Below are 12495 nucleotides of genomic sequence, written 5' to 3'. Positions count from 1 at the left end.
TTTTCTGGCTGAGCCAGAATGATTATATGCGGAACAATCCATAGCCATTGAGCGGAACTATCGGCTGTTCATCAATCTTGAGACCATCTTCCTGAGAGTCGAGAGCTACCTTCACGAGCCACTTGGTAAAGCCGGCTACATTCATCGTTGCCATTTCTTCAAGATTGTAAAACCCGGCCGCATCCACTTCAAACTGGTCGGGAGTCGGCTCGCCTGAGACATATTCCATTGAGAACGCAATATAAACATTATGAATCCGGCTTGGCTGATCGCGGACCGCTACAAGACTTTTCACCACGGCCTCAACGCCCGTTTCCTCAAGAACCTCGCGGCAAATCGTCTCATGAATAAGCTCGTTTTGTTCGATATAACCGCCTGGCGTGGTCCAGTATCCTTTGCCCGGCTCCTGGGCCCGCCGCACGAGCAGCACCTTGTCTTCCTTCACGACAAGCGCACCGACCCCTACGCTGTAATTACCCCAATGAACGAAGCTGCAAGCGGTGCATGCGCTGCGGGGTGTGCCGTCCACATCCCGGAGTTCCATCGCGCTGCCGCAGGTCATGCAATATTTTGCCTCCATAAGTGCTTCACCCTGTTCCATGTTTTATATATAGCGACTGTCACCCTGTGATATCCGTATGCCAGATTAATTATATACCATTATGTTCCCCAGCAAAAACATCAAAAAAATCCGCACCTGACAGGGCGGATTTTAAAGTTCGGGCATGCTTGCTGCTAGACGGCGAAGGAATGGCTGCCGATCTTCTCAAGGACCTTACGCGTAAAGATCCATTTCGAAGTGGCGGTATCAGGATTATAGTAATAAAGCGCATTATGAGTGGGATCCGAGCCTCTGACGGCGTCACGGGCCGCCTTAAAGGCAGTCTCGTCCGGAATCAGCCAATATTGGCCGTCAGCAACAGCCGAGAACGCATGAGGCTCCATGATGACTTCCGAGACCGAATGCGGAAACAAGGGAGAATGCAGCCTGTTCATCACAACGGCGCCGACGGCAACCTGTCCCTTGTAGTCTTCTCCCCTGGCTTCGCCGTAAATAACCCGGGCCAGCATCGCAAGCTCCGGCTTGCTGACCGTAACCTTCCTGAGCGCCGCCCAAGTCGCCGGTCCTGCGATTCCATCGCTGGTCAGCCAGTGAGCTTGTTGAAAACGCATAACGGCCTGCGAGGTCTCTTTACCAAAGGACTGCGTTAATGCACCTTTGAAATAATCCAGAAGCTGCAGCCTGAACTGCAAATCCGGCACATCCTGACTCTTGCTGCCAAGCTGAAGCGTCTTGGGGGCCATTGCCTCGGAATGACTGCAGGTTGCAGCCAGCGCTGCGGCCGTTAACAATATGACGAGCAGTGAAATTCGTTTGAACATTCCTGATAATTCCTCCATACTCCATTCAATTTGCCCGGTTCATCTCCTGCGGAAACGTTCGGCTGATGAATTGTAGCATGGATGCTGGTAAAAGATGCTTATTGCTAGTTTTTTTTAATCATCTTAAAAATCTCTCATATGGCCGGAAATATCATAACCTGCCACCCAATCCAGCCGGTTGGCCAGAAACCCGGGTGGGAGCGCCCGAAGGATCATATTGCGAAGGCCAAGCGCGGCCGGATGTTCCAGCTGAACCATCCTTGCCATGCGGCGGGACTGTCTGACGATCCGCGCCGTACGGGGAATTCGGCTCAGCTCGTAGTCGCGCAGTGCCGACATGATATCATCCCCGGACATGGAGACCTTCCGTAAATGATAGGCCAGCATAACAGCATCCTCAATAGCCTGCGCGCCTCCTTGACCAAGGTTCGGCAGCATGGGGTGCGCAGCGTCGCCAAGGAGTGTAACACGCCCGCTGCTCCAGGTATTAAGAGGCTCACGGTCAAACAGATCATGGGAGAGAATGGCTTCTTCGTCCGTGGCCGCTATAACGGCTTCAATCGGACTATGCCAGCCTTTAAAATACGTTAAAGCCGCCTTTTTCCTCTCTCCCGGCAGAGCCTGCGTGCCCCTCGGTGCATTGACGGCTCCAAACCAGAAGACGCGTCCCTCACCCAAATGGGAAAATCCAAAGCGCCTGCCTGGGCCCCAGGCCTCGAATCCGCCGCCAAGATCAATGGGATACCGGCTGTCCTGGAATTCCGCAATCCCTCTCAGCGCTGTGAAGCCTCCATATTGGAGAGGACTGCCGTCAAGTCCCAGGATCTGCTCCCTGACGACGGAATTCACCCCATCGCAGCCGATCAGCACAGCCGCCTCATGCTCTTCACCATTCTCAAATACGGCATGGACGCAATGTCCGCGGTTCTCCAGCCCCTTAAGTTTGACGCCCAAATGTATATCCGTCTCCGGCATCGATGCAAGATGATTATAGAGAATATGCTGAAGCGCTGCCCGGTGAATCAGATAGCCAGGTGTTCCATACCGGAGAGCTTGTTCTGCAGCCGGTAGAACGGTCAGTACCCGTCCGTCATGCGTGCGGATCTCTGCTTTGCCGACCGCGGCTCCCCTGAATCGGATCTCTCTACCCACACCCAGCAGATCCAGCGCTTTCATCGCGTTGGCCGCAAGCACAATACCGGCGCCAAGGTCAGCCAATTCATTCGCTTTATCAAACAACCTTACATGCCAGCCGCTCTGCCGCAGAGCTATGGCCGCGCTCAATCCGCCAATACCTGCGCCAATCACAATTGCCTCTCTGCTGATCGGCGGTGCAGCTGCAATCACATCGTTGTCCCCCTTATAACTCTCAGCGCCGGTTTTCCTCACTTACATTGGAACGAAGGTTTAAATTGCGATATCCGTCATGCGATCAAATGTTCCCCATTCCGGTTTACATCGACCAGTACCTGCATTACAATGAAGCTATCATCATACATATTGCTGCAACCTGCATCATGGATTGAAAGAATCATCCCAAGAAAACCTGAGGTGAGATGAAGTTGAATGTAATCAAGCTGAAGGACCGGCAGGAACTGGACCGCAAAACGCCTTCCATGCCATGGTATATAGAGAAATTTATCAATTATAAATTACCGGATCTTTCTCCGTCCTCCCTGCTTGAATACGTCAGGGACTACGAGACTTTTCTATCCTGGATGCTGGCGGAAGGGCTTGCTGCAGGTCCATCTATGCGGGATGTGCAATTGGAGGAGCTGGAGAAGCTGCATATGGACAGCATCGATCAGTTCAAGATGTTTCTGGCTACCCGCCGGGAGCATGCCAACAGCAGGACAACCATATCGCGCAAGCTTTCCTCCCTGCGCTCGCTTTTTCATTATTTGAGCCAGATTGCCGAGGACGAAGAGTTTTATCCGCTCTTGAAGCGCAATGTCATGGCCAAAGTCTCGATCAAACGGGCGAACAAGCCCAAGGATACCGCGGCCAAGCTTGAGGGCAAGCTGCTGCAGGAGCGGGAAATTGACGAGTTTATCCGGTATATTCATGAGGATTACGGTTCGGACGCCGCGGCGAACAAACAGGCCATGTATTCCTATATGCTCAACCGGATCCGGGATACCTGCATTGTCAGTCTTATCCTCAATTCCGGGCTGCGGGTGTCGGAGATCGTCAATATGAATACCGATGATCTCGATTTGAAGAAGAAGCTGCTTTATGTGTTTCGAAAAGGGAAAAACGATGACACCTTCAAAACGCCGGTTTATTTCCGTCAGGAAGCCATGCATGATCTGCAGCTGTACCTCTCCCAGCGCGAATCGCAATACAAGGCGCCGAAGAGGGAGAAGGCGCTGTTTCTGGCCATCGCCAACGGCAGAAGCGAGGGCTCACGCATGACCAAGCGGGCCATCCAGGAAATGGTGATCAAGTATGCCAAGCGGTTCGGCAAGCCGTATCTCTCGGTACACAAGCTGCGGCATTCCTTTGCAACCGATTATTACTTGCGCAACGACCTGTACAAGACGCAGGAGCAGCTTGGCCACGCTTCGCCGGAAACGACACAAATCTATGCCCATCTCACGGACCGTACCATGGCAGAGGCAATCGACCGCCAGAAGCGCGACGATTAATTGCTCAAATAAAGTCGATCTGCTGGTCCAGAATAATTTCCTCAACAGATGTTTCCGGAAACACCTGGGCAGGTATGAGCGAAAATTCCAGGGTCTTCAGGTCATCCGGCAGGGCAGGCGCAATATGAAAGGTCATTGTCGTCTGCGCTCCGTTACCGCCCATGCTGCTCCGCCTTACGGCATAATCCTGATCCCCTATGATTTCAAGGGTCAGATTTGCTTTAATGCGCGTATGGCTGCTGCTGTCGGCATTTTCTCTTCTGTTATTTATTTCCAGATAAGCGACACTTACATGCTCATGCTGCATGGCATGCGTCAATATATAGTCTATATGATCTTTTGTCACCTTCTTCATAATGGAAACCACACCCTTCAAATCGCCGGTACTGTCAGGCATAACGGGCCGGGTGCGTTCCTGGATATTCTGAAAAAAATAACTGATCTGCAAGTCCGCCATTTGAAACTGCTCGCCCCAGGCCTGCACCTGCTCCCAAGGCGGAAAAAACCTGCGGTTTCCGGTGAGTGTCTTCCTCTCCTTTATAAGAGACAACAGCTTCTCGTCAATTGATTTGATTTGATCATTATATTCGTTCGGAATTGCTCTTAGTTCGGACCACACCATTCAACATTCACCCTTTCGTAACATAATTGGCGGACCCTATCACCATCGCAGCCGTATAGATAGTAGAATCATATCATGATACGAAACGTGGAGGTATTTTAATTCAATGCTCAAAACTGCAATCGGACGATTAAGATGGATCGGCAATGTGGAAGGCGTCTCCTATCTCGTACTGCTGCTCATCGCCATGCCCCTCAAATATTGGGCCGACATCCCCATTGCCGTAACCATCGCAGGCGCGCTGCATGGACTGCTCTTCACGCTGTTTCTCCTGGCTCTGCTTCATGCCTGGATCGTCAGAAAATGGTCCTTCCTGTTTGTCTTTATCGCTTTTCTTTCCGCCTTTATCCCGCTCGGAACCTTCTTCCTGGACGCCAGGCTGCGCAAGGAAGCCTAGCGTCTAGCGTCTTCAGCCCATTCGCCTGCTAGTGCTCATAGATCATTTTACGGGTCATCCCGCCATCTACCGTCATGTTCAGGCCTGTCACAAAATCATTCTCCGGATCCGTCAAATACATGCATGCACGGATGATGTCGCCGGGATGTCCGACACGTCCTGCGGGATGCTGCTCATGATCAACCGGACGCAGTTCCGCATAATTGCCTGTTTCGATCCATCCCGGACTGATGCAGTTGACGGTAATATGATCAGGCCCAAGCGACACAGCCAGCGAATGAGTAATGGAGACTATGGCTCCCTTCGTAGCGGCATAAGCCTCGCTGTTAGGCTCGGACATGGCCGCCCGTGTAGAGGCAATATTGACAATCCGGCCGCCGCCGCCGGATTTCATCCGCTTCGCAGCCTCGCGGGAGCAGAGGAAGGTGCCGCGCAAATTGACATGAACGACACTGTCCCATTCGTCGACCGACAGCTCGTAAGGGGATTTCGTGATGCCGAATCCGGCGTTGTTAATAAGAATATCGACCGTTCCGTACAATTCCCCGATACTCTCAAACAGCTGCACAATCTGACCGGGCTGGCTCAAATCCGCTTCAATGAATTGGGCCAGAGCGCCGGTTTGCGTGAGTCTCCGGGCCAGAATTGGCCCCTTCTCGTTCTCGATGTCCGTCATAATTACCTGCGCTCCCGCTTCGGCGTAGGCTTTGGACAGTTCACTGCCAATGCCTCCTGATGCTCCTGTCACCACAACTACTTTCCCTTCATATTTCATGCGGATTTCAACTCCTTATTTTGTAGAAATTTAAGAACCTCAGCTGCTGCTTGACAAGACAACGCTAGCGGATACGTTGAATGCATTCCATGCGGTTGCCGAAGGGATCCCGAAATTCAAACCGCTCATAGCCCGGTATGGGTATTCCATCCAGAATCCCAATCCCCCGCTGGGCAAGCGTTCTTTCGATAAGCTTCAAATCTGTGACTTCATAGGCCATATGGGCCTTGGTACGGGTCCGGTCCACGCCGTCCTCCGTCCCGATATGCAGGGCAAGCAGCCCTACTTCAACCCAGAAACCGCCTCTCCCGGCAAGAGAATCCGGCTTGGGAATCTCCTTTAGCTGCAGCACCCCGCAATAAAAAGCTCTTGCCTGCTCCTCCTGACCGGGCGGAATCGTAATCTGGGCATGATGGAAGCCGATAATCATGATATTTCACCCTTTCCCCATCGCTAAATCTGTTCGAAATTGAAGTCATTCCAGCGAAGCTGATCGTATCGCGCATACACGGTCTATTACCTCTCCATGCCCGATTTGAGCTCTCTCGCCGGTTCGCTCCTTCAACTCCACCAAGCCCTGGACTATTCCTCTGCCGACCACAATCCGGATGGGCAGTCCGATCAGATCGGCATCCTTCAGCTTAACGCCCATCCGTTCTTCCCGGTCGTCGTAGAGCACATCGATTCCTTCCCGCTTCAGCTGTTCGTACAGAAGCTCAGCTGCTGCGAGCTGGGCTTCATCCTGGAGGGAAACGACAATCAGATGCACATGATAAGGCGCGGTCTCGATGGGCCAGATCATCCCGTCTTGATCATGATGCTGTTCCACTATTGCCGCCAGCAGCCGGGTGACGCCAATGCCGTAGCAGCCCATAATGACCGGCCGTTCCACGCCGCCCGCATCGAGAAAACGGGCATCGAAAGCATCACTATATTTCGTTCCGAGTTTAAATACATGTCCGAGCTCGATACCCCGCTCCATAACCAGCTCCATTGAGCAACGCGGGCAGCGGTCCCCCTCCTGCGCGTTGCGGAAATCGCCGACTTGTTCAAGCGGAAAATCCCGCCCGGGAAGCAGATGCCGCAAATGATAATCCGCTTCGTTCGCTCCCGCTACCGCATCGTCCATCGCCGCCACATCCCGATCGACCAGAACGGGAATAGAAGCTGCAAGTCCAACCGGGCCCGCAAAGCCCGGAACGGTTCCAGTCACGGTCTGAACGGCCGCGGGATCAGCCAGCTCCAGCTTTTCCGCGTTCAGCCACAGCTTGACCTTCGTTTCGTTCACTTCATCGCAGCCCCTCACGAGCACGGCGGCAAGGCGCCCATCTGCGGCGTAAATCAGTGTCTTGATCATCTCCTGTGGCTGCTGGCCGGTGTGAGCGGTAAGCTGATCAATGGTCTTGATGCCCGGAGTGTGGAATTTCACCGCAGCGGGAGTAACTGAGCCCTTGATGGCGGTAGAGCCGGAGCTTTGGAACTGGGCCTTCTCCAGATTGGCGGAGTAGCCGCAGGAGCGGCAAGACATAATGACATCCTCACCCGATTCGGCCAGAGCCATGAATTCATGCGTGCCGCCTTCACCGCCTATGGAGCCCGCATCTGCTTCCACCGCCCGGAATTTCAGCCCGCAGCGTTCGAAAATGCGGTGATACGCCTCATACATGGCATCGTAAGTCCGGCCCAGCCCCTCCCAATCGGTATCGAAGGAATAGGCATCCTTCATGAGAAATTCGCGGCACCGCAGCAGACCAAAGCGCGGACGGCGCTCGTCCCGGAACTTGGTCTGGATTTGATAAAGCAGAAGGGGCAGCCGTTTATAGGAGTTCACTTCCTGCTGAACGAGCGTCGTGATGACTTCTTCATGAGTCGGTCCCAGTACAAATTCTCTTCCGCTGCGGTCATGCAGCCGGACCAATTCGGGGCCATATCTATCGTATCTTCCGGATTGACGCCATAAGTCGGCCGGTTGAAGCGCCGGGAGCAGGATTTCCTGCGCCTGAACCTTGTCCATCTCCTCGCGGACGATCGTCTCTACCCTGCGCAGCGCCTTCCTGCCGAGCGGCAGAAGCGAATAAACTCCTGCGGCAAGCTGCCTGATAAATCCGCCCTTCACCATCAGCTGGTGGCTGATCGCCTCCGCGTCGGCAGGAACTTCCCGCAGTGTCGGGATAAACGAATGACTTTGTCTCATTTCTTTAGCACCTCCGCTACTATTGAAGTTCTCAGAATCCATCGGATACAATAAAACGCGCCCGTCCCCGGAAAGGGACGAGCGCGCTGTCTCGTGGTACCACCCTAATTTGACTATGCCAAGATTCGGCACAGCTCTCATTAGCGGATAACGGGAATTTCCCGGCTGCAGATACTATGATTTCCCTGCAGCAACTACAAGGCGGGGAGCAACAGGCGGATGCCGGGAATTTTTCAGCCGATGAATTCCCTCTCTGGACGCAGGCCGCAAGCTTTTCATGATGCTTCACTACCATCCGTTAAGGACGGCAAGTATGCAATCTATCGCTCATATCCTTGATAATCGTTGTTAACTATGCCTGGGGGCCAAACCCTGACCTTTTCCCAAGACCTGCAAATAAAATAACCCATCCCCATGGCAAAGTCAATCCCGGTACCTTACGCCAAGCCGTTTCCTCAGATATAGAATTGTAATTCGTAAGCGACGATATAAATTTTAATTGATAACGTATAATATTCCATGTATATTTGAACATATAGTAATTAAACATGTCATTTTGCATTCAAAAAGTCATATAACGGCCAGTACTTCTTTTAACCATCCCTATACTTCTATTGAAAGGAGCCTCCATTATGCAAATCTTGCCAAACGCAGGGAATCCCGCGATTCAGATCGATGAAACAGACCGTAGGATTATTAAAGCCCTCAACATGAACGGGAGAATTTCATACACCGATCTGGCCAAGGATATCGGACTTTCCCGGGTTGCGGTGCAATCCAGAATCAATGCCCTGATGGAGAACGGCGTGATCGAACGTTTCACCGCCGTCATTAATCCGGAGAAAATCGGCATTCTCGTCTCCGCCTTTTTCAACGTGGAAGTGGAGCCCAAGTTTCTGCACGAGGCCGCGACGGCGCTTGCCGATGAACCTGTCGTAACCAGCCTTTACCATATGACGGGTCCCAGCAAGCTTCACATGCACGGCCTCTTTACGAATAACCAGGAGATGGAGCAGTTCATGAAGGACGTGCTCTATAAGCTTCCCGGAATCATGAGCGTGGATTGTCAGGTACTGATCAACCGATACAAAAGCCGGATGGGAATGAGGCTATAGACGATGGCAGACTCTATTCAGAAAACCAGCAAACAGGATTATCGGGATTTGTCATGGGCCATGCTCAAAACCGGCATTATCGGATACGGCGGCGGTCCATCCGTTATTCCGCTCATCCAGTATGAAGCTGTAACCAAGTACAAATGGCTGGACCAAAGTGAATTCGGCGAGATATTGGCGCTTGCCAATGCGCTTCCGGGTCCTATTGCCACCAAAATGGCCGCTTATCTGGGATACCGGCTGCGTAAAAGTCCCGGCGCCTTAATCGCTCTGCTGTCGCATATTATGCCTACAGCTCTTGCCATGGTGGCACTCATCTCCATTGTCCGATGGCTCAGCGGCTCGGCTGTAATCGCCGGTATGATCGGAGCGGTCACCCCGGTGATCGCGGTTATGCTTGGAGTCATGGCCTATGAATTCGCAAACAGGGCGGTCAAGGGGCTTGGCATGACAGCAGGCCTGTTCTTCTTCCTGCTGGCTTTCCTGATGATGAACGTGATCCATATTCATCCGGCTATTGTCATTGCCCTTTTCATAGCATACGGGATTGTCCATATCCGGACAGTAGCCTATCTGAAGAGCAAACGGAAAGTGAGAATGCCGGATCAGGGAAATTAACAGTGGCTTTAAAAGTCCGGTGAAAATACAGGCTGCGCATGCGGAAACGTCTTCCGATCGCTGTTGTACCCCTGAATTTGTTTTATTTTGGATACCTGTATCTGATAAATTCGGGGTACAAAGGCGAACGCTTACGCTTCTCCAGACTATTTCCGCCTGCTCCGCCAGTTACTCACCGGACTTTTAAACCCCTCGCAGATTAATTAAAGTAACGAAAAAAGGATGTAGCGCATGGACTGGATAGAATGGATTCATCTTTTTCTGGGCTTTCTGATTTCCAATGTATTAGGCTATGGAGGCGGACCGGCTTCCATACCGCTGATGTATCAGGAGATTGTCACGCATTACGGATGGCTGACAGACCCGCAATTTTCCAATATGCTGGCGCTCGGCAATGCCCTTCCCGGTCCTATTGCGACCAAGATTGCCGCTTATGTCGGCTATGAAGTGGCAGGCTGGGCCGGCCTTGTCATTGCCTTGGCGGCTACCATCCTGCCCTCGGCGATAGCACTCATTCTGCTGCTGCAGCTGCTGCAGCGATTCCGCAAATCCAATGCGGTGAAGGGGATCACTATACTTGTACAGCCGGTTATCGCCATCATGATGGTAACCCTGACCTGGCAGATCGCCTCCTCGTCGATTTCTCTTATCGGCATCTGGCAGGCGTTAATCATCGCAGCGGTTGCCTTCTGGCTGATGCAGCGCAGGAAGATCCACCCTGCACTTGTCATTCTCTGTGCGTTTGCCTATGGCGGCATCGCGATTGGCGTGTTTCATTTATAGGCGCAGACGGGTTTTCGTAGAATGCAAACAAAAGAACCAGTCAACTTGGACTGGTTCTTTTTGAGCTCTTATTTTCTGGTCCGTTCGCTCATGTTCGGGAAGTGATAGGTAAGATGCGGTATTCAAATAATTACCGTTCAGAACGGCATGTTCATGCGTTGTCCGCATCCGCGCTGACCGTTGCGACCGCCGCTTCCAGCCCGGCGTCAAGCTCCGCTCTATAGCTTGAAGACTGAGCTTCCGTCCAGTTCAGACGTTTGCCCATCCAGGCATGAACGGCTTCCTTCCAGCGGTACACCCGCGAGATATCGAAGAACAGCGCGCCTGTCCGGCGGATCCAGAAATCCATCGGCGTGAGGGTCATTTCCTCATTGAGCGCATACTCCACAGACGCAAACAGCTCCAGAGGAAGTCCGGATTGTACCTGCTCCTGCTTCCGGTCCTTCATGATCTGATGCAGCGAGCCGACATTGGAGCCGTAGAAACGGGCGAGCCGCTCCGCCGCTTCCGTCGACAGACCAAGCTTGACGCCCCGGGATGTCTGATCCGCAATAAATGCGCCAAAGCCTTTCGAGCCTCCGACATCGCCTCCGGAGAGAGCCGCGTGCCTGGTCAGGCAGGCGGGGAAAGCTGCGCCCTGCTGGCGGGTCAGCTCCTCCGCCGCTTTATTCACGACTGCTTCGGCCATTTTGCGGTAACCGGTCAGCTTGCCCCCGGCAATGGACAGCAGGCCCGATGGGGAGCGGAAAATCTCGTCCTTGCGGGAAATTTCCGAAGGGTCTTTGCCCTCCTGGTGGATGAGGGGACGGAGACCGGCCCAGCTGGATTCCACATCCATAGCAGTTAAGCGGACTGATGGAAACAAGGCATTCACCGCGCGCAGCAGATAGTCCCTGTCCTCATTCGTCATCCGCGGCTTCTCGTAATTGCCGGTGTAGGTCGTATCGGTGGTCCCCACATAGGTTTTCCCCGCACGGGGAATAGCGAACACCATCCGCTTGTCGGGCGTATCGAAATATACGGCCTGATGCAGAGGCAGCCGGGATTGGTCGAAGACCAGATGGACGCCTTTGGTCAGATGAAGCGTCTTGCCCTGGCGCGAGCCATCCTTCTCGCGGAGAGTATCCACCCACGGACCGGCTGCATTGACAATTTGTGCGGCATGAATAACCACCCGTTTCCCCGTCAATTGATCGCTTGCCTCAACGCCTGCCATCTGCCCTGCTTCATATAGAAAATCATCAACCTTCATATAATTAATGGCCCTGGCGCCCTCGGCTACAGCCCGCTTCATGACTTCAAGCGTAAGCCGCGCATCGTCCGTGCGGTATTCGACATAATAGCCGCTCCCCTTCAGTCCTTCGCGCTTCAAGAGCGGCAGGCGTTTCAACGTCTCCGCCTGGCTCAGCATACGGCGGCGCTCGGCACGTTTCACACCAGCGAGCCAATCGTACAGACGCAGACCAAGCGACGTCGAGAACCAGCCGAAGGTTCCACCCTTGTAGATCGGCAGCACCATCCATTCCGGTGTCGTCACATGGGGCGCATTCTCATACACGATCGCCCGCTCTTTCCCGACCTCGGCCACAACGCCGATCTCGAGCTGCTTCAGATACCGGAGCCCGCCATGGACCAGCTTGGTCGAGCGGCTCGAAGTGCCCGCCGCAAAATCCTGCATCTCCACCAGCGCAACCCGCATGCCGCGTTTCTGCGCATCAAGCAGAATCCCCGCCCCAGTAATTCCTCCGCCGATAACAAGCAGATCCCAGCGTGTTTCCTCCAGTTGACTGATGATCTCCTCACGGTTAAAGCCTGAAAAGTTAGCCGTCATTAGGTTGTCTCTCCCATTTCCCGTCAATTAGGAAGAAAAGGCTTCTCCGTCCTTTGGGCCGCGAAGTTCGTTTCTTCCCTCAAACTTTGTAGAAATTTATAGGCGTAAAGCTCATGCACTCTGACAAAA

Annotated in this window: 13 protein-coding genes; 5 read left to right on the top strand and 8 right to left on the bottom strand. The window is 53.2% G+C overall.

Going from position 1 to position 12495, the window contains the following annotated elements; translation table 11 throughout:
- Positions 1–22: 22 nt before the first annotated feature.
- The 3 genes from AC0YOB_RS15035 to AC0YOB_RS15025 form a co-directional block, all read right to left on the bottom strand.
- Positions 23–580 (bottom strand): NUDIX domain-containing protein, encoded by a 558-nt coding sequence (locus tag AC0YOB_RS15035; RefSeq protein ID WP_475793455.1) that lies wholly within the window; start codon positions 578–580, stop codon positions 23–25.
- A 155-nt stretch (positions 581–735) separates the two neighbouring features.
- Entirely contained in the window at positions 736–1383 is a 648-nt protein-coding gene (locus AC0YOB_RS15030; protein ID WP_475793454.1) for a cell wall hydrolase, read from the bottom strand.
- Between the two features lie 123 nt (positions 1384–1506).
- The gene (locus AC0YOB_RS15025; protein ID WP_475793453.1) at positions 1507–2730 is read right to left on the bottom strand and encodes an FAD-dependent monooxygenase; all 1224 of its coding nucleotides are present in this window, start codon (positions 2728–2730) and stop codon (positions 1507–1509) included.
- Between the two features lie 215 nt (positions 2731–2945).
- Here AC0YOB_RS15025 and xerS point away from each other — a divergent pair, with 215 nt between their 5' ends.
- Positions 2946–4031 (top strand): tyrosine recombinase XerS, encoded by a 1086-nt coding sequence (gene xerS, locus AC0YOB_RS15020; RefSeq protein WP_475793452.1) that lies wholly within the window; start codon positions 2946–2948, stop codon positions 4029–4031.
- A 4-nt stretch (positions 4032–4035) separates the two neighbouring features.
- On the opposite strand, the gene AC0YOB_RS15015 is transcribed toward xerS, so the two are convergent.
- Positions 4036–4653 carry a hypothetical protein gene (locus AC0YOB_RS15015; RefSeq protein ID WP_475793451.1) on the bottom strand — a complete coding sequence of 206 codons (618 nt, stop codon included), beginning with the start codon at positions 4651–4653 and terminating at the stop codon, positions 4036–4038.
- Between the two features lie 106 nt (positions 4654–4759).
- Here AC0YOB_RS15015 and AC0YOB_RS15010 point away from each other — a divergent pair, with 106 nt between their 5' ends.
- A complete protein-coding gene (locus AC0YOB_RS15010; RefSeq protein ID WP_475767556.1) occupies positions 4760–5050 on the top strand; it encodes a DUF3817 domain-containing protein in 291 nt (96 codons plus the stop codon).
- Positions 5051–5078: 28 nt separating this feature from the next.
- Here AC0YOB_RS15010 and AC0YOB_RS15005 read toward each other — a convergent pair whose 3' ends face one another.
- The 3 genes from AC0YOB_RS15005 to AC0YOB_RS14995 form a co-directional block, all read right to left on the bottom strand.
- The gene (locus AC0YOB_RS15005; RefSeq protein WP_475793450.1) at positions 5079–5825 is read right to left on the bottom strand and encodes an SDR family NAD(P)-dependent oxidoreductase; all 747 of its coding nucleotides are present in this window, start codon (positions 5823–5825) and stop codon (positions 5079–5081) included.
- Between the two features lie 64 nt (positions 5826–5889).
- Positions 5890–6255 carry a VOC family protein gene (locus tag AC0YOB_RS15000; RefSeq protein WP_475793449.1) on the bottom strand — a complete coding sequence of 122 codons (366 nt, stop codon included), beginning with the start codon at positions 6253–6255 and terminating at the stop codon, positions 5890–5892.
- Between the two features lie 45 nt (positions 6256–6300).
- On the bottom strand, positions 6301–8019 hold the full coding sequence (locus AC0YOB_RS14995) for a proline--tRNA ligase (protein WP_475793448.1): 1719 nt from the start codon (positions 8017–8019) through the stop codon (positions 6301–6303).
- A gap of 632 nt (positions 8020–8651) precedes the next feature.
- Between AC0YOB_RS14995 and AC0YOB_RS14990 the strand changes: the two genes are divergently transcribed.
- The 3 genes from AC0YOB_RS14990 to AC0YOB_RS14980 all read left to right on the top strand — a co-directional run bounded on the left by AC0YOB_RS14990 (position 8652) and on the right by AC0YOB_RS14980 (position 10535).
- Positions 8652–9134, top strand: coding sequence for an Lrp/AsnC family transcriptional regulator (locus AC0YOB_RS14990; RefSeq protein ID WP_475793447.1), 483 nt, complete (start codon positions 8652–8654; stop codon positions 9132–9134).
- 3 nt (positions 9135–9137) lie between these two features.
- A complete protein-coding gene (locus tag AC0YOB_RS14985; RefSeq protein WP_475793446.1) occupies positions 9138–9752 on the top strand; it encodes a chromate transporter in 615 nt (204 codons plus the stop codon).
- A gap of 231 nt (positions 9753–9983) precedes the next feature.
- Positions 9984–10535 carry a chromate transporter gene (locus AC0YOB_RS14980; RefSeq protein WP_379113297.1) on the top strand — a complete coding sequence of 184 codons (552 nt, stop codon included), beginning with the start codon at positions 9984–9986 and terminating at the stop codon, positions 10533–10535.
- A gap of 151 nt (positions 10536–10686) precedes the next feature.
- On the opposite strand, the gene AC0YOB_RS14975 is transcribed toward AC0YOB_RS14980, so the two are convergent.
- Positions 10687–12366 carry a glycerol-3-phosphate dehydrogenase/oxidase gene (locus AC0YOB_RS14975; RefSeq protein ID WP_475793445.1) on the bottom strand — a complete coding sequence of 560 codons (1680 nt, stop codon included), beginning with the start codon at positions 12364–12366 and terminating at the stop codon, positions 10687–10689.
- Between the last annotated feature and the right edge of the window lie 129 nt (positions 12367–12495).

This window comes from Paenibacillus sp. JT31N17 (assembly GCF_056269255.1).
This window is presented reverse-complemented; position numbering and strand designations above follow the sequence as displayed.